This window comes from Enterovirga aerilata (assembly GCF_013044135.1).
GTDB lineage: Bacteria > Pseudomonadota > Alphaproteobacteria > Rhizobiales > Beijerinckiaceae > Enterovirga > Enterovirga aerilata.
In genome coordinates this window covers 14,590-32,636 of the sequence record NZ_JABEPP010000005.1, presented here as the reverse complement: position 1 = coordinate 32,636, position 18,047 = coordinate 14,590, and the positions used below count along the sequence as shown (strand labels likewise).

17 protein-coding genes and 2 pseudogenes are annotated in these 18,047 nt (G+C 65.7%); 3 read left to right on the top strand and 16 right to left on the bottom strand.

Features of this window, described 5'->3' with window-relative positions:
• Nucleotides 1-7 precede the first annotated feature (7 nt).
• From HJG44_RS17300 to HJG44_RS17255, 11 genes and pseudogenes are all read right to left on the bottom strand, one after another.
• Nucleotides 8-799, bottom strand: a complete 792-nt coding sequence (locus tag HJG44_RS17300; RefSeq protein WP_210261203.1) for an enoyl-CoA hydratase/isomerase family protein — start codon at nucleotides 797-799, stop codon at nucleotides 8-10.
• Nucleotides 800-811: 12 nt separating this feature from the next.
• A complete protein-coding gene (locus HJG44_RS24060; RefSeq protein WP_346767194.1) occupies nucleotides 812-1,192 on the bottom strand; it encodes a hypothetical protein in 381 nt (126 codons plus the stop codon).
• Nucleotides 1,193-1,198: 6 nt separating this feature from the next.
• Nucleotides 1,199-1,993, bottom strand: a complete 795-nt coding sequence (locus HJG44_RS17290) for an N-acyl homoserine lactonase family protein (protein ID WP_210261202.1) — start codon at nucleotides 1,991-1,993, stop codon at nucleotides 1,199-1,201.
• 24 nt (nucleotides 1,994-2,017) lie between these two features.
• Nucleotides 2,018-2,968, bottom strand: coding sequence for a Zn-ribbon domain-containing OB-fold protein (locus tag HJG44_RS17285; RefSeq protein WP_171219605.1), 951 nt, complete (start codon nucleotides 2,966-2,968; stop codon nucleotides 2,018-2,020).
• Between the two features lie 17 nt (nucleotides 2,969-2,985).
• On the bottom strand, nucleotides 2,986-4,137 hold the full coding sequence (locus HJG44_RS17280) for a thiolase C-terminal domain-containing protein (RefSeq protein ID WP_171219604.1): 1,152 nt from the start codon (nucleotides 4,135-4,137) through the stop codon (nucleotides 2,986-2,988).
• Between the two features lie 2 nt (nucleotides 4,138-4,139).
• Nucleotides 4,140-5,255: a thiolase C-terminal domain-containing protein gene (locus tag HJG44_RS17275; protein WP_171219603.1), complete on the bottom strand. Its 1,116-nt coding sequence runs from the start codon at nucleotides 5,253-5,255 to the stop codon at nucleotides 4,140-4,142.
• A gap of 207 nt (nucleotides 5,256-5,462) precedes the next feature.
• Complete coding sequence (locus HJG44_RS24055) at nucleotides 5,463-5,594, bottom strand: hypothetical protein (RefSeq protein WP_281411538.1); 132 nt, start codon at nucleotides 5,592-5,594, stop codon at nucleotides 5,463-5,465.
• Between the two features lie 86 nt (nucleotides 5,595-5,680).
• A pseudogene (locus HJG44_RS17270) lies at nucleotides 5,681-5,863 on the bottom strand (Bug family tripartite tricarboxylate transporter substrate binding protein); the annotation flags it as partial.
• 28 nt (nucleotides 5,864-5,891) lie between these two features.
• Nucleotides 5,892-6,041, bottom strand: a complete 150-nt coding sequence (locus tag HJG44_RS17265) for a hypothetical protein (RefSeq protein ID WP_171219602.1) — start codon at nucleotides 6,039-6,041, stop codon at nucleotides 5,892-5,894.
• 436 nt (nucleotides 6,042-6,477) lie between these two features.
• Nucleotides 6,478-6,777: pseudogene (locus tag HJG44_RS17260) on the bottom strand (IS481 family transposase); the annotation flags it as partial.
• 49 nt (nucleotides 6,778-6,826) lie between these two features.
• Nucleotides 6,827-8,671, bottom strand: coding sequence for an AAA family ATPase (locus HJG44_RS17255; RefSeq protein ID WP_171219601.1), 1,845 nt, complete (start codon nucleotides 8,669-8,671; stop codon nucleotides 6,827-6,829).
• Between the two features lie 241 nt (nucleotides 8,672-8,912).
• Between HJG44_RS17255 and HJG44_RS17250 the strand changes: the two genes are divergently transcribed.
• From HJG44_RS17250 to HJG44_RS17240, 3 genes are read left to right on the top strand one after another with little or no spacing between them, the layout of a single operon-like run.
• Entirely contained in the window at nucleotides 8,913-9,755 is an 843-nt protein-coding gene (locus HJG44_RS17250) for a TetR/AcrR family transcriptional regulator (RefSeq protein ID WP_171219600.1), read from the top strand.
• Between the two features lie 55 nt (nucleotides 9,756-9,810).
• Nucleotides 9,811-10,470: a nitroreductase gene (locus tag HJG44_RS17245; RefSeq protein WP_346767210.1), complete on the top strand. Its 660-nt coding sequence runs from the start codon at nucleotides 9,811-9,813 to the stop codon at nucleotides 10,468-10,470.
• Entirely contained in the window at nucleotides 10,467-11,600 is a 1,134-nt protein-coding gene (locus HJG44_RS17240; RefSeq protein ID WP_171219599.1) for a CaiB/BaiF CoA transferase family protein, read from the top strand. The genes HJG44_RS17245 and HJG44_RS17240 overlap by 4 nt, the downstream gene beginning before the upstream one ends.
• 8 nt (nucleotides 11,601-11,608) lie before the next feature.
• Here the strand turns inward: HJG44_RS17240 and HJG44_RS17235 are convergent, their stop codons facing one another.
• The 5 genes from HJG44_RS17235 to HJG44_RS17215 are packed head-to-tail and all read right to left on the bottom strand — an operon-like array spanning nucleotide 11,609 to nucleotide 17,743.
• Complete coding sequence (locus HJG44_RS17235) at nucleotides 11,609-12,058, bottom strand: MaoC family dehydratase (protein ID WP_346767193.1); 450 nt, start codon at nucleotides 12,056-12,058, stop codon at nucleotides 11,609-11,611.
• A 23-nt stretch (nucleotides 12,059-12,081) separates the two neighbouring features.
• Nucleotides 12,082-13,308 carry an ABC transporter substrate-binding protein gene (locus HJG44_RS17230; protein WP_210261201.1) on the bottom strand — a complete coding sequence of 409 codons (1,227 nt, stop codon included), beginning with the start codon at nucleotides 13,306-13,308 and terminating at the stop codon, nucleotides 12,082-12,084.
• Nucleotides 13,309-13,347: 39 nt separating this feature from the next.
• Nucleotides 13,348-14,931 (bottom strand): class I adenylate-forming enzyme family protein, encoded by a 1,584-nt coding sequence (locus tag HJG44_RS17225; protein ID WP_171219597.1) that lies wholly within the window; start codon nucleotides 14,929-14,931, stop codon nucleotides 13,348-13,350.
• 55 nt (nucleotides 14,932-14,986) lie between these two features.
• Nucleotides 14,987-16,207 (bottom strand): ABC transporter substrate-binding protein, encoded by a 1,221-nt coding sequence (locus tag HJG44_RS17220; RefSeq protein ID WP_171219596.1) that lies wholly within the window; start codon nucleotides 16,205-16,207, stop codon nucleotides 14,987-14,989.
• A 30-nt stretch (nucleotides 16,208-16,237) separates the two neighbouring features.
• Nucleotides 16,238-17,743: a class I adenylate-forming enzyme family protein gene (locus tag HJG44_RS17215; protein ID WP_281411544.1), complete on the bottom strand. Its 1,506-nt coding sequence runs from the start codon at nucleotides 17,741-17,743 to the stop codon at nucleotides 16,238-16,240.
• Nucleotides 17,744-18,047: the final 304 nt, after the last annotated feature.

Sequence of the window (18,047 nt, the reverse complement as noted above, 5' to 3'; positions counted from 1 at the left end):
TCGCGTCCTAGGATGGCGGGGCAGCGAAACGCGGCGGCCGCTTCTCTTTGAAGGCGAGCGCGCCTTCGGCGTTCTCCCCGGAGATATAGGCGAGGCTCTGCGCGTAGCCCTCGAATTCCAGCATCTCCTCAAGGGTCGAGGTCGAGGACATGTTGAGGAGGGTCTTCATCATGGAGAGCGCGAAGGGCGGTCCGGCGGCGATTTCCGTCGCGAGCGCGCGGGCGCGGGTCATCAGCTGGTCGGGCGGCACGACCTCGTTTGCGATCCCGAGGTGAAGCGCCTCCGCGGCCGTGATCTTGCGCGCCGTGAAGCAGAGCTCTTTTGCCTTGTTCAGCCCGACCAGACGGGTGAGGAGGTGCAGCCCGCCGAGGTCCGGCACGAGGCCCATCCGGGCGAAGATCTGGCTGAACACCGCCACCTCCGAGGCGAGGAGGATGTCGCAGGCGAGCGCGATGTTCATGCCGGCGCCGACTGCAACTCCGTTGACCGCCGCGATGACCGGCTTTTCCAGGCGGACCAGCGGGCGGAGCACGGTCGACAGAATCCAGCGGTGGCGCTTGCGCTTGGAGAGAGGGGGACGGTTCGGGTCCATGCCGCGTACGTCGGCGCCGGCGCAGAAGCCACGCCCGGCGCCGGTAAGGATCACGCAGCGGACTTCCGGATCGTCGGCCATGGTGCCGATCAGGCCCGACAATTCCCGGTAGAACTCGTCATTGGTGGCGTTGAGGACATCCGGGCGATTGAACGTCACGGTCGCGACGCCGTCCGTAAGCTCGTAAAGGAGGGTGCTGAGGTTCATGAGCATGCTCGTTCAGGCGGCCGTCTGCCGCTGCGGGTCGCCGAGTTCGACCTCCGGCTCGGCGATAGCCGCCGCCTCGGCGCCGGCCGGGTCGGAGTACAGGACCTCCTCGATGTAAGCCGGGTAGACGTTCTGGCCGCCCCGGGTGATCACATCCTTTTTCCGGTCGACGACGTAGAAGTGGCCTTCCGCGTCCATCGTGCCGAGATCGCCCGTCCGCAGCCAGCCCTCGACGAGCACCTGCCGGGTCTGCTCCGGTTCCTTGTAGTAGTCCGTCAACCCGAGCGAAGCCGGCGTCGCGTCGTAGTTCACCTGCAGGTTGGCGACGGACAGCATCACGCCCTTCGCCTTGCCGATCGTGGCGCTCGAGAGATGGCCCGCGAGGTTGGGCACGTCGCCTCAACCGGGTGGCGGCGCGGCGGGCACCGCGAACCATTCTTCGGGAATGCTCTTCGGGATCCGCTCGTCATGCGCCGGGACGACGATGTCGGCACGCTGCAGGATGCGCCGCATGCTGTCGGCATAGACGCGCTCGCTCTCGCTGCGGATCGTTCCGGGCAGGAAATCCTCCCCCATGTAGCGCATGGGACGAGCGGCCGCGTTCGGGTTCGCCGGATACCAGTTCGCGTAGCTGTCCCCGCAATCGGAGACCAGGGCCACCCGGCCGCGCTCGGTCGTGACCACGACCGCCTGCATGCCGGGCGTATGTCCGGGAGCCTTCACGAGCTCGATCCCGGGCATCAGCTCCACATCTCCGTCCACCAGGCGTAGCCCCGACGGACGTTTGCGGCCGAGCACGGCGGAGAGCGTCTCGCGCAGGTAGTAGATGCGCTGGGTCGGGGTGGGGTCGACCGCATGAAAGACCTCGTCTCGCTGCACGACGAGCTGCGCGCCCGGAAACAGCTCGAGGTTCCAGGCATGGTCGAAATGAAGGTGGGTAAGGATTACCGTCCCGATCTCGTCCGGGCGCGTCCCGACGGCCGCGAGCCTCTCGACGAGCGTCTCTGTCCCGCCGCCGACCGCGTCGACGCTCAGCCGCCGCTTCATCTCGGCCGGCCCGGGTCCGCCGGAATCGACGAGGATCTTCGTCGCGCCATCTGTCACGAGCCAGGCATGGACCGGCTCCTTGATCACGGCATGCGCCCAAGGAACCATCAGGTCGGCGAGGTGCAGCGTGTGGATGCGGAACGGCACGGGCGTCCTCTCGCGAGACAGGGCTCAGAGGGAAGCCGCCTCGTCCCCGTCGGGGACCGGCTCGAAATGTGAGATGTCGGAGAGTGCGCCCGTTCGTGCATCGGACCAGACGGCCCGCACTCGCGTGCCGGGTTTCACGAGCTCGGAGGCGCGGCTCATGTCGATGCCTTTCACCGAGTGGATGAGCCGCGTCACCGCTCCGTCGAGTTGGATCTCCGCGTAGATGTAGGGCGGCTTCTCCTTTTGCCCCTTAAACTCGAGGTGAATGACGGACATGGCCCGCACCGTTCCGGTATCTGGAACGGTCATCCAGGTCCCAGTCTTAGTGTAGGAGATGTCGTCGACTTCCCGTGGCGGCAGCAAGGCTCCGTCGATTGCCGTCGAACGCACGCCGATGAGGCGCCGGTTCGTGCCAATCTCATCGAACATGCGGCCGTAAAACGGTCCGAAGGCGTGCTCGTAGTGCAAGTCGAGATGGTAGGGCACCATCGGCAGCGGTTCGGCCGCATGCTGGAGAGGCCGGACCTCGCCGACAGGGGCGCCAGGTGCGAGTCGGAATCCCACGACCGCCAGGATGGATTGTGTCGTTTCCTCGGCCCAAACGGCTTCAACTCGGGCGCCGATCTCAAGCTCGTCGAACGATGCCTCTAGAATACGGTGAACACAGTCGAAATCGGCTCCGTCGATCCGGAGGGTGGCGATGATGCCGGCCGCCGTCTGCGTGAAGCCCGTGATCGTTCCGGTCTCTGGCGCTTCGACCAGTTCCATCTCGGAGCCGCCCGTTGCCGGGCAGAAGTCCTGGGCCGGCACGGATACCAGTCCGGACGAGACGCATCGCGCTCCGACCAATCGGCGATTCTTCGCCTCGGCCAGAAACACGCCGGCCGCCCGCCCGGGCGTCAACGTGTACGGCATAGACAAGGTCGACTTCAGCGGCGGGCGGTCGATCGGGTGAGTGTCGGGAGCAAGGAGCATCGGGTTTCCTCCTGGCCTTAGGCGCTGACGACCGCGACGCCGCGCAGATTCGCCCAGCCGCCGCCCGCCTGTGCCAACGCCAGCTTCGCGTTCGGAACTTGATGGTCGCCGGCCTTGCCCATGACCTGGGCCGCGGCCTCGATGAGGCGGACCAGCGCGGCTGCCCCGATCGGGTTGGCTCCCATGCAGCCGCCCGATGGGTTCACCGGGATGTCGCCGTCGATCTCGGTGGCTCCCGACGCGATCAGCTCGGCGGCCTCTCCCGGAGCGCATAAACCGAGGCTCTCATAATAGGAAAGCTCGAAGCAGGTGTAGGGCTCCTGCACCTCGACCACGTCGAATTGTCGCCGCGGGTTGGTGATTCCGGCCGATCGGTAGACGCGGCGCGCGGCAAGCGCCAGCGGCTCCGAGACAAGCATGGAACGCGCGGCCGCGTTGTCCGCCTCGCAGAAATAGCCCATGCCGCGGATCCAGGCCGGCCTGTCCGTCGAATGGGCGGCCAGCTTCTCCGACGATAGCACGATCGCCGCTGCCCCGTCGGAGATGGGCGGCACGTCCAGCAGCTTGATCGGCCAAGCCAGCGGGCGCGACTTCATCACGTCCTCGACCGTGACCTCTTTCTTCACGTGAGCGTAAGGGTTCTTCAGCGCGTTCTTGTGATTCTTCACCGAGACCATCGCGGCGGCTTCCTCGGTGTGGCCGAGAACGTCCATGCGGGCACGCCAATAAGCTGCGGAGAACCCCATGATGCCGACCGCGAACTCCCGGCCCCAGAACGGGTCGTAGAGGGTTGAGATGGAATATTGCAGCGCGCCTTCGGAGAGCTTGTCGTAAGCAACGACGAGAACGCGCTCGTGCTGCCCACCGGCGATCTGGTAGTAACCAGCAAGTGCGCCGGCGAGCCCCGTGCCGCCGCCGCTCGTGATACGGACAACCGGCTTCAGCCGAGCACCTATCGCGTCGACGACCCACTTCTCGGGCATGTTGACGGCGCCGAACAGAACAGGGCCGGTCGCGACCACGACCGAGTCGATCTCTTCAATCGTGAGCTTCGCGTCCGCGAGCGCCCGATCAACAGCCTCGCGGACGAGTCCCGCCTGGCTCACATCCGTGCGACGGCGGGAATGGTGGGTCTGGCCGATGCCGACGATGCCAACGTGACGCGCCATAGTCAGACCCCGAGCGTAACGACGCAATGCGTCTGCATGCCAACCCCGCCAGCGGCGTGGACGATTGCGGTTTCGGGCGAGGCGAGCCCGAACACCTTCGGTTGGGTGAGTTGCCGATGCGCATCGGCCAAACGCAGCAGCCCGGTCGCCATGATTGGATCAGCCGGGAGTGCACCGCCGGACAGGTTAATGGCAGTCGGGCCGGAATAGGTGTCGAAGCCCTGCCCGGGTTTCGACAGCCCGAGAGCTTCGAGCACCATCAGTTCGCCCGCCGCGGATGACCCGCTCACCTCGGCGATCGAGGCGGACCGCGGATCCAAGCCGGCGCGGTTATACGCCGCCCTCGCGGCTGCTTCGCAGGCCTCCAGGCGACCAGGCTTCCTCACCGGAAACGCGTGGTTGTCCATGGCCGAGCCCATGCCGGTGATCCAGACAGGCTGGGAGGACATACCGCGCGCGACTTCGGCTCCGGCCAGCAGAACGGCGACGCATCCGTCCACGGAGCGGGCCATCATGTGGCGCCGAAGGGGCGCCGCAACCATCTCGCCCGAGGCGATCTCCTGCTCGGAGGGTGCGGCCTCGATATCCACGAAGGGGTTCTGCGCTGCCTGCTCCCAAGCCCGCGCCGTGACTTTCGCGAAATCTGCTTCGCTCCCGCCCATCCGGATGTATTGCTGCGCCTGAAGGCCCGAAGCGGCCAGATGATCGAACCCGACGGGACGCTGGTAAAACGGCTCGACCTGCGAGGCGTAGAAGAGCGAGACGTCCGACTCGGACGGTTTCGAATAAGCGATGATGAGGCCGATCTCGGCCGCGCCCGCGGCGATCTTGGTCGCTCCATACGTGGCCGCCCAGAGGCCGTCCTCCTCGACCCGGGATTCTTCCTTGTGATGCGCGCCCATCGCCCCAAGGAAGCCGCAATTCGAGATCGAGCGGCCGTCGAGCACGTCGCTGCCGGAATCGATCACGAAGTCGACGTCCGCCAGGCCGATTCCGGCGATGCGGAGGAGCCGCATAACCGTGGAGGAAATCAGGTCGACATGCTGCGCGTTGGACCACGCGCTCCGCAATTCGGTCTGCGCGGTGGCGACCACCGCGACGCTTCGAGGGGCGCCCACCTCAGAAGCTCCCGGCGGGCCGGGATACCGGGCGAGTAGACGCGAACACCCGTCGAACCGTCATCAGGCATGTCCTCCGATCGCGGTGCCGTTCGGGTTCGAAGTCCCGGTTCTGCTGCCGCCTTGCCGAGCCAACTTGGAGCAACACCCGCAGTTCGTCAAGCGAAAGTCGAATAATATTCGGGATATTGATTGCTCATACCTCACTCAATCCAGCGTGATCCCCAGGTGCTGGATCAGCGGTGCCCAGCGCTCGCTCTCGGACCTGACGTAGGATGCGAGTTCGGCGGGCGTCGATGTCTGGTCAACGAAGCTGAGCTCGCCGAGACGGCGCTGCACGACTCGGTCTGGACGGCCTTCGACAGCGTCGCGTTCAGGCAAGCTACGACCGGCTGGAGTGTTCCGGCGGGCGCCACTACGGCAAATCAGGTGGTTGCGACGAGGTCGGGATAGCCTGCCTCGACAAAGGTCGGGATCTCGGGCGCGACAGGCGTCCGCCCTGCCTCGAAGGTGGCGAGGATCCGGATCTGCCCCGACTGGTGCAACCGGAGAAGGGGCAAGGCGTTCACGAGCGCGTTGACGTGACCGGAGGCGACATCCTTCAGGGCTGGTGCGGTGCCCGATAGGGAACATGCGTCATCGGGTCTCGAGCCGGGCGTTCATCAGCTCGTCGACGAGCGGCGAGTTGGCGCCCGCGCTGGCCGATCCGTACTTCAGTTTACCCCTCTTTTCGCTCGCGAAGCGGCGGAACTCGGAGACGCCGGCAGCCAGCATGGACGCGCGCACGGCGAGCGCCAGGGGAGCCCGGACGGCTATCCCGGCCGGTGCAAAAATCCTCGGCCTTGTAGGGGAGGCGCTTGTAAGGTGAGGTTGGTGCACAGGGTCGTGGTCGTCATCGGCAGCGTATGGTCGCCCTTGGGAGCCGCCGCGACTGCCTGGCGCCGACGATGGTCGTCCTCCCCAGGCTCCGGGTCGGCCGAGGGCAGCCAAAGCTTCCGAATTTTATTCGAATTCGGCACGCCGTTGGGCAGTGTCAATTCTTCGTGCCGCGAGAGCGCTTCATGCAATTCTTCGTTGGGAGCTTCGGGACGACGGTGTCGCCAGCGCGTTCGGTTGCGCGCCGGTCAACGCCGGCGTCCCTTGCCGTCTATCAGGACTCGGCCAGCTCACGGGAGCCATCGCCGGATCGGAAGCGCGCTGCCACCGCTGCCTCGAACGGTAGCAGCGACGATCGGGTCAGGTGCGGAAGGTGGGCCGGAGGCCGTAAGGCAGTCATCCAGCGGCAGAAGCGTGTGCCGGCGGAAGGCGACGATCACCGCCTCCTCCTCGGAGGCCAGGAGGGTCGACCGCGGCTCCCTTCTGCCCCATTCTGGCGTCGGTCGCCGTGGACCGCTTACGCCACTTCTGGATCGTGGTCGGGCTGACGTCGTAGCGCTTCGCCAGCGCCCTTACGCTCTTGACGTAGCTGTACCGCTCGACGGATCGCCTCCGTCGTGCGGGCGCTTCGAAGAAGCTGACCCATAGCGCGTCCCTCACAGCATGGCGATCAGACGTACCACCACACCGCAGGATCAAACACTCACCATCTCCGGTGAGCGCCGGGGGCGGCCTTTCGAACCCGCACACGACCCCAGGCGGTGCGCCGGTTCGGCGAGCCGGATGCGGGAGGCGTCGCTCGAAAGGGTCAGCGTTTCGAGGTCGCGCCGGAGGGGCAGCTGAATGGCAGCCTGTTCCCCGGTCGGCAGCTTCGACGCGAAGCCAAGCGCCTTCTTGAGGAAGTGCTCCGCTTCACTTGGGGCGGAGCGTTGCAGGGCGGCGGTCGCGGCGAGGCGGGCGTAACCGATTGCCTCCTTCCAGTCTCCCGCTTCCTTGAAGCAGACCGATACGTCGCCCGCCACGTCCCGGACATCGCCGGCCCATAGGTTCACGATCGCTTCGCCGAACTTGCGGTAGCGCTGCGCCCGCCGAGAGGGCGCTTGGCTTTCCAGCAAGAAGCGTCGTTGGGCGCGATACTTGAAAGCGTAGATCGGAGTACTGACGCCATCGGGAAGCGCGTACCAGGATTCGTGAACCAGGAACTGCCGCGCCCCCGCCAATTCCGCGAACAGGTCTTCGATGGCGGCTTGCTCGGTGTCCAAAATGACGGCGACCGCCCAGGCACAGAAGCGCTCGCCCGCGATGCTGCCCGCCTCCAATGCCCCCCGCAGGAACGGGCCGCTATCCCTAAGTTGCAGGTCGAGGCTGGCACGGAGCATCTCCGGCAGTCGAGGCGCCGGGCCGACCTCGCCGGTCAGGCGGCGAGACGTCGGAACGGGAAGAGCCTGCGCGAGGCCTTGAAGGATCAGCGGGTTACCGCCTCCGTCCGTCTGGATCTCGGTGAGACGGTCGTGGCTCGCGCGCGGATCTGCCTCCGGCATGTCGGTGGTGCCGTTCTTATCCGGCGCGTGTCGTCGGAGAAGCGCTTCGATGTCCGGTATGTTCAGGGGGGGAAGGGGCAACTCCCGGGCAAGCTCATGGATCAACAGGTCGTCAAGCCGTTCCCGAACGGCGCAACGGCCCTCGAACCGGATCCGCCGGAAGGTGGCGAGGATAAAGATCTGCGCCGGGTAACGGCGGCGAAGCATGGAGGACAAGAAGTCCAGGGAGGCCTCGTCGACCCATTGCAGATCCTCCAGGAAAAGAACGAGCGGCTTCACCTGCGACAGATCCTCCAAGACCGCGCACGCTTCGCGCGCGAGTTGCCCTGCGGAAACGGACGGGGCTGAGATGACGGGCGGCGCGTCCACCATCCCGAACGGCACGCGGCCCAGCCAGGCCGTGCCGTGCCGGGATAGGCTTGCGTGCAGCGGCTCGGCATCAAAGGTGCGCGCGAGATCGGCCATGAGATCGCGCGCGAGCCCAAGTTCCTCGCCAGCCCCCGGTGAGCCGTAAGCCGCCGCAATGCGGGCCGGCCCGTCCAGCCCTTGCGCGAACGCCGAGGACAGCGCGCTCTTGCCGATGCCGCCCTCGCCCGTGACGATCACGCAGCTGCGTTCGCCCCGGCAGGCTGCCTCGTAACTCCTCCTCAGAACGACAAGTTCACTGTCCCGGCCCACGAGAAACGGTCGATCTGTCGGCACGGGGCACTCGCTCCGCTCCGGCAGCACGCCGACGAACCGGTACCCGCAGCGGGGTCGGGTCTCGATGAAGCGGGGCTTCTGGACGTCGTCCTCCAGGAGGCGGCGCAGCGTTCGCACATAGGTCTTGACGATCTCGGGCTGTACAAAGGTGTCGGGCCAAACAGCGTCGAGGATCTCGTCCTGGCTGACGAGCCGGTCCGGGTTACGGCGCAGGAAGTCGAGAACCTCGAAGGCCTTCGGGGTGACGTCGAGTCGCTCGCCACCCCGCCACAGGCACCGGTTGTGCCGGTCGGTCACAAAGGATGCACCGGGCCCCCGTCTCGATCGGGATCTACCCGAGAGATTCACCATAGGACTGCCTCCCTCCTCATGTCACGAGCCGCGAAGCACGCGTGTTTCCGATTATCGTTCGGATTTATGCCAGCATATGACGGTGACCTCTCGGGAAGCAAGCTGCCGAGCGATGTTCGGTTCAAGCCCTAGCCGGTCGGATCGTCCGCTGGTATTGAAACGGGGACTTCAGCTATCGAGCGCAAGTATGCCGAGCCGTGTTGCCCGCCGTGAAGACAGGCGGTCCTGGGACGAGATCCTCGATGGTCTCACGGCAAGCTGGCAGGTCGAAAGCGCCGAGCGCAAGCAGGACAGGAGCCGTCGCCGCGAAGCCGAGATCCTTCAAGCCGCGCTGCGTGTCTTCGCCCGGCAGGGAATCGCGCGGGCTCGCATCGCCGATGTGGCCGCGGAGGCCGGTATGCCGGTCTCGTCCATTTATGAATACCACGCGAGCAAGGAAGATCTCGCTTACGCCGTGCCGGTGGCGCAACTCGGCCAGTTCTTTCTTGAATATGCCAAGCATGCCCGCGACGTCCCGACGCAACGGGAGCGGCTTCGGCTGTACCTGTGGCTGTCCGCCGACTTCGCTCGCCGCAATCCGGATTGGGCGCGCACGCTATATCTTGAGGTCTGGCCAAGCGTGCTCGTTCTTGAGGCCCGGGTGAGGAAAGGCTTGGACGAGTACGCAAACTTCATCGTGGACCTGATCCGGGCCGGCGAGCGCGCAGGGGAGTGGGAAGCCGGACCCGACCCCTACCAGACCGCCACCATCCTCGTCGGCAGCATCAATCAGCTTATCATCACCTGGCTCATGTACCGGCGTCCCAGGAACATTAGCCGCGGCGCGGAGAGCCTCGTGGATCGCCTTCTTTCGTCCCTCCTTCCTCCGCTCGGGGACACGACGCCTCCTCCCGGGTCGTCCCGTTCCGGAACCGCGAAGCGGCCGCGCGGGAGCGTTCTGCCTTCAACCCGGGCTCCACGGCGCCTTCACCAGCCCGTCGGCCCGACAGGAGAAACTGCAGGACTGAGTGGCTCCGACCGGGAGAAATGAAATGACGAGGCCCCGTGCTGCACTCCCGACGGCGCCGAACGAATATCGGGACGCATTGGAGGAGTTGCTCCAGCGACGTTCCTCCTGCCGAGCCTTTCTGCCGCAGGCGGTTGATCGAGACACCATCGAGGCCTTATTCCGCCTCGCGCAACGGAGTCCCTCCGGCTGCAACGCCCAGCCTTGGAACGTCGTGGTGACGAGCGGTGAAGGGACGGAGCGCTTCCGGGCCGCCCTTTCGGCTTACGCCGCGTCTAACCCGCAACCTGATCCGGACCTTCCGTTCCCGCGCGAGTACCAGGGCGTGTACAAGCAACGGCGCCGCGACACGGCGTGGAGCCTCTACCGAAGCGTCGGGGTCGAGTACGGAGATCGGGAGGGTTCGGCGCGGCAGATGCTGCAGAACTTCAGCTTCTTCGGCGCCCCGCACGTCGCCATCATCACCTCCGACGAGGCGCTCGGGGCATACGGGCTCGTGGATTGCGGCCTTTTCGTCGGAATGCTTCTCCTCGCGGCCGAAAGCCTTGGCGTCGCGGCCGTTCCCCAGGGCGCCCTGGGCGAGCATTCGAAATTCGTGAGGCGGTTTCTCGGGATCGGCGACGACCGGCTCGTCGTTTGCGGCGTGTCCTTCGGCTACCCGGATCGAAAGCACCCCGCCAACAACTTTCGCACCACTCGCGCCGATCTGCGCGAGGTTGTCACGTTCGTCGACGCATGACGGCTGGCGCCGAAGCAGGGGGCCCTCTGGCCGGGATTCGCGTGGTCGAGTTCGCCGCGCAAGGTCCCGGCCCGTTCTGCGGGATGCTGCTCGCCGACCTGGGGGCGGAGGTCACTCTGATCGAGCGGGCGGGCGACGGAGGGGAAAGCGCGAGGTTCGGCCGCTCCGCCATTTTTCATCGCGGGAAGCGGTCGATCATCCTAGACCTGAAGCGACCGGAGGACGTCCATACCGCGCTTCGGCTTGTCGCCCGGTCCGACGCGCTGATCGAAGGCATGCGACCCGGCGTCATGGAACGGCTCGGTCTCGGTCCCGACATCTGCCTCGCCCGTAACCCGGCTCTAGTATACGGCCGCGTGACGGGATGGGGACAAGACGGCCCGCTGGCGCAAAGCGCCGGCCATGACATCAACTATATCGGGCTGTCCGGGGCACTCTGGTACGCCAGCCCGCCGGGGGAGCCGCCGGTCGTGCCCGCGACACTGATCGGCGACGTGGGAGGCGGGGCGCTGTACCTAGCCGTCGGCATCCTCGCCGGCCTGCTCCATGCGCGCGCCGGCGGGGCCGGACAGGTCGTCGATGCCGCCATCGTGGACGGTTCGGCCCACATGTTGAACCTTCTCTTCGCCGTGAGGTCAATGGGGGAACTCGCCTCGAAACGGGGGCAGAGCGCGATCGACGGCGCGCATTGGTGGGGCAGCTATCGCTGCGCCGACGGGCTGTTCATCACGGTTGGGTCCATCGAGCCGAAGTTCTACGGAGAGCTCCTGTCCAGGCTGGGCTTGACCGGAGAGTTGCGGGCCGAAGACCAGAACAACGAGAATACGTGGGAACGGGGCCGAGAGCTGTTTGCCGCGACGTTCGCAACGAAGACGCGCGAGGAGTGGCGGCGCCTGCTCGAAGGCACTGACAGCTGCTTCGCCCCGGTGCTGAACCTCGATGAGGCGGCTGCCCATCCTCACAACGCCGCAAGGAGTGTCTTCGTCGAGATGGACGGCATGCTTCAGGCCGCCCCGGCCCCGCGGCTGTCGGGTCACACACGACGAATGCCCGGTCGTGTCCCGGCCCGGGGCGAGCACCAGGAGGCGATCTTGGCGGAGATCGCATGCTCAGCCGAGCCGATCGGCTGAGCACGTGACTACGAAGCAGGGGCGGCGTTCCTCACCCACTGAAGGATGTTCTCGGCGACCGCCACCAACGTGCCGCTCTCGTTGGTGATGCGCACCTCGGCCCGCGTCCGCCGCTTTACGGGATCGACGGCGGTCACCCGGTACGCCACCGTGATCGTATCCCCCATAAATACCGGCGCCAAAAACCGAACCCGATCGTAGCCGAGGCTGACGAGCGTTTCCTCCTTGTTCGTGGTGCTCAGTCCCGCCGTCACCATCGTGGATGCCCGGGACATGAAGCCAACCATCATGGCCCCATGCGCTATGCGTCGACCGAAGGCCGAAGCCCGCATGGCGGCCTCGTCCATGTGCTGGGGCGCGAAATCGCCCGTCAGACCGGCAAAGGCGTAGACGTCGCATTCCGCGATGGTTCGGGAGAAGCTTGCTTCGTGGCCGACCTGGAGGTCGGTCGGGGCCACGACAGCTTCCGCGGGTGCCGCGCTCATTTGACCAGCGGGCAATTGCCCGCAGCGAGGGGACGCACCGCCGTTTCTGTCGAAACTTCGGCCAGTACCTTCGCCAAATCCCATTCTCCGGTCGATTGGGAGGGCGCCTTCGCCTCCATGACGTACATTCCGTGGGCCATCCGGCCATCCTCGCGCAGCTTGCCGTTCTTCACGAAGACGTCGTTGAGCGTCATGCCGCGGAGCTTCGCCATGACCTGATCGGCATCCCTATTGCCCGCCGCCTCGACGGCTTTCAGGTAGCTCAGCACGGCGCTGTAGCTGCCGGCCATGTTCATGTTCGGCATCTTGCCGGTTCGGGCTAGGAAGCGGTGGGAGTACGCGCGCGTCTCATCGTTCAGGTTCCAGTCGAAGGCCGTCGCGTAGATCAGCCCCTGCGCCACATCGAGGCCCATGGCCTTGATGTCGTCCGGCATCGTGTAGGTGCCGATCATTCTCTGGCCGCCCTTCATGACGCCGAACTCGGAAGCCTGCTTGACGGCCCTGACGGCATCCGCGCCGGCTACGCTGTAAACGATAACGTCTGCCTTGGAGCCTTGTGCCTGGAGAATAAAGGAGGAGTAGTCATTCGAATTATTCGGCACACGAACAGAGCCGAGAACTCGCCCGCCGGAGGACTTGATGACGTCGGTAACATCCTTCTCGGAAATGGTGCCGGCCACCGTGTCCTGGGTGATGAAGAACCAGGTCTTCGCGCCCTGCTTGACGAGAGCCGATGCTGTCGAGTGGGCGATCGAATAGGTGTCGTAGACCCAATGCGCGACGTAGGGAGAGCAGCGCGGGCCAGTGATGTCGGAGCTTGAGGCACTCGTCGCGAGAACGATCTTCTTACGCTCTCTGGCGAGATCCATGACCGCGAATGTCATCGCGGATGTCGGCAGGTCGGTGATGACGTCGACCCCGTCAACGTCGAACCAGCTGCGCGCGATCGTGCTCGCTAGGTCGGGCTTCAGCTGAGTGTCCGCGGAGACGACTTCGACCGGCTTTCCTAAGGCAGACCCGCCCGCATCCTCTACGGCCATACGGACGGCCTCGAGCAGGGCAGGGCCACCGACGCTCGCATAGGCCGTCGAAAAATCGCCGAGCACCCCGACCTTCACGGGCTTTCCAGACTGCGCCCGAAGGATGCTTGGCATCCCGAGAGTAGCGGCGCCCGCGAGAGCGGCTCCACCGTGGATGAAACTGCGGCGGGTGCTCAGGATCATGTCTGGGGTCACGACCCGGGTCCTCCCAATTGTGTTTGGTTACATGCGTTCCCGAAGAAGCCGCTTCAGCACTTTGCCCCCGGCGTTTCGCGGCAGGGGATCGGTCGTGAATGTGAAACTCTCCGGCACCTTGTAGTCGGCAAGTCGCGCTCTGCAGAACGCCTTCAGCTCGTCTTCCGCTACGGGCTGAGCGAGACGGACGAAGGCGTGGACGCGCTCACCTAGGACCTCCACGGGGCGGCCCACGATCGCGCATTCGATGACGGCCGAATGCTCGTGCAACGCGTTTTCAACTTCCAGGGACGCGATTTTGAACCCGCCCCGGTTCAGCATGTCCTTCTTGCGATCGACCAGATATACGCGCCCCTCTGCGTCCATTCGGACGATGTCGCCCGTATGGCACCAGCCACCAGTATATTCCCGCGCCGTGGCTTCCGCGTCCCGCCAGAAGCCGTGACCTACCGCCGGACCTTTGATCCAGAGCTCGCCCGTCTCGCCGGGCGGCAGTTCGCGGCCCGTGTCGTCCATGACGGCGAGTTCGACCCCGGCGATGGCACGCCCCACGCTCTCCCGGTAGCTGGCCGTCTCTTCCGGCCGCATCAGCGTCGCGGGTCCGCCCGCCTCCGTGGTGCCGTAGGCGTTCATCAGGCTCAGGCTGGGGAATGTCTGGGCAAGGGCGACCAGCGTCGACGACGGCATCAGGGCCGCGCCGTAAAGGCCGATCCGCCACGACGACAGATCGAAGGAGGCGAGATCCGGATTCCGGAGGCACAGGTCGTACATGGCCGGGACCATGAGGGTGTGCGTCATGCGCTCGGCAGATGCCGTCGCCAGGAACGAGGGTGCCTTGAACTCTGGCAGGAGAATGATCGTCCCGGCCACGCGCACGAAGCTGGCGAAGGTCGAGATAATCCCGGACGTGTGGCTCATCGGGATGGCGACAACGGAGCGGTCACCCGCTCGGAGCCCCAGCGCATCCGCGAACACGATACCCGAGTGGATGACGCTCATGTGCGAGAGCATCGGGGCCTTTGGCAAGCCCGTCGTCCCGGAGGTCGGGACGATGAAGAGCGTGTCCTCCTCGCCGACGTCGGCAGGTGCTGGGGCGGGCCCCGCTTCGAGCAGAGCCTCGAACGGGAACGAGCCTTCGCACGGACCGACGGCGACCCGCACGAAGTTCGGTGCCGATCCCGTGGGCTCGGGCAGGATGTGGGCGAGCGACGCCTCGTGCACGATCACCGTCGGCGCAATCCGCTCGGCCAGGTAGGCGATCGCCGGCCTCTGCTCGCGGATGTTCAGCGGCACCGTGATCGCGCCGAGCCGGACCGCGGCGAGGAGGGTGAGCACGAACTCTTTGCGGTTGCTGAGCAGCATCGTGACCCGGCAGCCCTTACGGACGCCCCGAGCCGCGAGCCCGGCCGCGATCAGGCCGGACAAGCGGTCGAGATCGCGCCAGGTCAGCCTGTCGGGTCCCGCGACGAGGGCCTCGCCGTCGGGATTACGGCGCACCGCGTCCTGAAAGAAGGCGAAGAAGGAAGCTGGCCTGTCCGCGAGGCAGGGCGCGACCCGATCGCCGTAATGGCTCTCGAGCCGCATCGTAGAGAGGCTGTCGGACTTCGGCATGGAGAATCCCGGATGCTGGGACCGGGACTGCGTCACGCTTTGCACGCCTATCCGCTCACTTCACCAGCGGGCAGCCGCCGGCATTCAGCGGGCGCACGGCCACGGAGGCCGGAACGGTCGCGATCACCTTGGCCAGGTCCCATTCGTCCTTCGACTCGGCCGGTGACTTTACCTGCATGACGAACATGGAATGCGCCATGCGGCCGTCGATCCGGAGCTCGCCGTCCTGGGTGAAAACGTCGCGAACCGGCATCTCGCGCATCTTCGGCATCACCTTGTCGCTGTTCGTCGTGCCGACCGCCTGGACCGCCTTCAGGTAGTGCAGAACTGCGCTGTAGGACCCGACCATGTTCATGTTCGGGACCTTGCCGGCCCGCTGCCGGAAGCGTTCGGCGAAGGCCTTGGTCTGTTCGTTGAGGCTCGCGTCGAAGGCGGTCGCGTAGATAAGGCCCTGGGCGGCCTCGAGCCCGAGCGACTTCACGTCGTCCGGCATCATGAAGACGGACACGAACCGCGTCCCGCCCTGCTTCAGCCCGAACTCGTTCGCCTGCTTGATGGCGTTCACGCCGGCCGCGCCGGCCGGCGCGAAGGCGATGATGTCCGGCTTGGCGCTCTGAGCCCGGAGGAGGTAGGAGGAGAAGTCGGTCGTCTCCAGCGGTGCCTTAACCGACCCGACGATCTTGCCCCCCTTTTGCGTGACCAGCTCCGTGATGTCCCGCTCGACTCCGACGCCCGTCGCCGTGTCCTGATTGAGAATGAACCAGTTCTTGGCGCCTTGCTCAAGCAGGACTGCGCCCGCCGAGCGGGCATTGGCGTAGGTATCGTAGGTCCAATGCGCGACGACGGGAGAGCATTTGGCGCCCGTGATGTCCGAGCTTGCGGCGCTCGTTGCCAGCACTACTCGTTTCCGATCCTCCGCGAGCGGAGTAACCGCGAAGGTCATGTTGGTGGATGGGATATCCACCAGCACATCGACGCCTTCGTCGAACCAGCGCCGCGCCGTCGTCGAGGCGACATCGGGCTTCAGCTGGGTATCGGCCGAGAGGATCTCGATCGGCTGGCCCAACACGCTGCCGCCGAAATCCTCTACGGCCATCTTCACAGCCTCCACCAGGTGCCGGCCGCCGACGTTGGAATAGGCGGAGGACAGGTCGCCCAGCACCCCGATCTTCACGGGTCCTCTCTCGGCTGCATGGCCCGCCTGGAAGCCGAGCCCCAATGCGAGTGCGCCTCCGATGACGGCTGCTCGGCGGGTTGTCCTCACCTGTCGTGCCATTGATCTTCCTCCCATCTGTTCGACGTGATCTCACATCGTCTTTGCTTGGCTGTAGGCCAGTGTCGCCCGAAGCTCCCGCTTCAGGATCTTGCCGTTCACGTTGCGCGGCAGAGGCTCTCGCGTGACTTCGATGACGTCCGGCAGCTTGTAGTCGGCGAGCTTCGGCCGAAGGAACTCCTTCAGTGACTCGGCCGTGAACCCCGGTTCGTTCGAGCGGACAAAGGCGTGCGCCCGTTCGCCCAGCACCTCGTCCGGCCGGCCCACTACGGCGCATTCGATCACGGCGGGGTGCTCGTGGATCGCGTCCTCGACCTGGGTCGACGAGATCTTCAATCCGCCCCGGTTGATCATGTCCTTCTTACGATCGACGAGCCTGATGCGTCCGTCCGGATCCATCGTCGCCATGTCACCGGAACGCCACCATCCGCCCCTGTACTCGCGCGACGTCCCCTCCGGATCGTTCCAGAAGCGCGATGCTACGGTCGGGCCCGCGATCCAGATCTCGCCCGTCTCGCCGCGCGGCAGCTCGCGCCCGCTCTCGTCCATGACGGCGATCGAGACGCAGGTGAAAGCCCGTCCGACGCTGTCGGAATGAGCGACCGTTTCCTCCGACCGCATGAAGACGGCCGGCCCGCCCGCTTCCGTCGCACCATAGGAGTTGGCGAGCCGGAGTGTCGGCCATCTCTCCGCAAGCCGATTGATGGTTGCGAGTGGCATCGGAGCCGCGCCGAACACGCCCATCCGCCATTGCGACAGGTCCAACCGCTCGGAATCCGGCTGCCTGAGGCAGAGCTCGTACATGGTCGGGACCATGAGGGTGTGGGTCATCCTCTCCTCAGCCGCCGTGGCGAGGAAAGCGGCAGCCTTGAAGTCCGGGAGAAGGATCGCGGTGCCGGCGCAACGGACAAGCGGCGAGAAGGCGGAGATCACGCCGCCCGTGAAGCTGAGCGGGATCGCGATCACGCTTCGATCTTCGCAGGTCAGACCGGCGCAGATGGCGGAATGCATAGCCGAATGAACGACACCCAGATGTGGGAACTCGACGCCCTTAGGCGTGCCCGTGGTGCCAGACGTGTAGAGGATGAGAAGGGTATCTTCCTCGTTCACCTCGACGATGTCCGGTCCGTCGCCCTCGTCTACGAAATCTGCAAAGGCGATTGAGCTTTCGACCGGTTCACGAGACACGCGCCACTTCAGGGATGGGGCGTCCGTGTCGTTTGGGACCAGATCGGCAAGGCCAGCTTCGTGCACTATGACAGATGCACCGCTGCTCCTCACCGCGCGCGCTACACCTGGGCTCTGCTCCCGAATGTTGATCGGCACCACAATCGCACCGATGCGGGCAGCGGCGAGCAGTGCCAGCGGAAACTCAACGCAGTTACCGAGCAGGAGGGCGATGCGCGTTCCATGTCCAAGTCCGCGGGCCAGGAGCCCCCTTGCGAGCGCGGCGGATCGGTACTCGACATCTCGCCACGTCATCCGGGTCGAGCCGCAGACTAAGGCTTCGCGGTCAGGATAGCGGCGTACGGCTTCCATGAACATGTCGTGGTAGGTCCGGGGCCGGTCCGCGAAGCAGGTGACCACGCGATCGCCAAAATGCGCCTCGCGCCTGAGCTCCAGACCCACATCGCCCCAATCGGAACCTGGACCCATCCGCGCCGACCTCGATCCGTGCGCAGCCATCGGGTGCCTGTCGCCCAGTCTGCCTAGCGTTCCTGCCACGAGCGCCGGATCGGACCGTGAAAGCGTGGTGAAATCGACGTGAGGCAATCTTCCTGCTCGGGAGGGCATCTCCCGCCTTCATGGAAACTCCACACGGAATTCACCGAGCGCGACGGGC

Bases quoted from the DNA above. Each gene is read 5' to 3' on its own strand.
- HJG44_RS17240 (WP_171219599.1), top strand. From the start codon at position 10,467: ATGACGGCTGGCGCCGAAGCAGGGGGCCCTCTGGCCGGGATTCGCGTG.
- HJG44_RS17220 (WP_171219596.1), bottom strand. From the start codon at position 16,207: ATGGCACGACAGGTGAGGACAACCCGCCGAGCAGCCGTCATCGGAGGC.
- HJG44_RS17230 (WP_210261201.1), bottom strand. From the start codon at position 13,308: ATGATCCTGAGCACCCGCCGCAGTTTCATCCACGGTGGAGCCGCTCTC.
- HJG44_RS17285 (WP_171219605.1), bottom strand. From the start codon at position 2,968: ATGCTCCTTGCTCCCGACACTCACCCGATCGACCGCCCGCCGCTGAAG.
- HJG44_RS17225 (WP_171219597.1), bottom strand. From the start codon at position 14,931: ATGCCGAAGTCCGACAGCCTCTCTACGATGCGGCTCGAGAGCCATTAC.
- HJG44_RS17215 (WP_281411544.1), bottom strand. From the start codon at position 17,743: ATGGAAGCCGTACGCCGCTATCCTGACCGCGAAGCCTTAGTCTGCGGC.
- HJG44_RS17250 (WP_171219600.1), top strand. From the start codon at position 8,913: ATGCCGAGCCGTGTTGCCCGCCGTGAAGACAGGCGGTCCTGGGACGAG.
- HJG44_RS17300 (WP_210261203.1), bottom strand. From the start codon at position 799: ATGAACCTCAGCACCCTCCTTTACGAGCTTACGGACGGCGTCGCGACC.
- HJG44_RS17280 (WP_171219604.1), bottom strand. From the start codon at position 4,137: ATGGCGCGTCACGTTGGCATCGTCGGCATCGGCCAGACCCACCATTCC.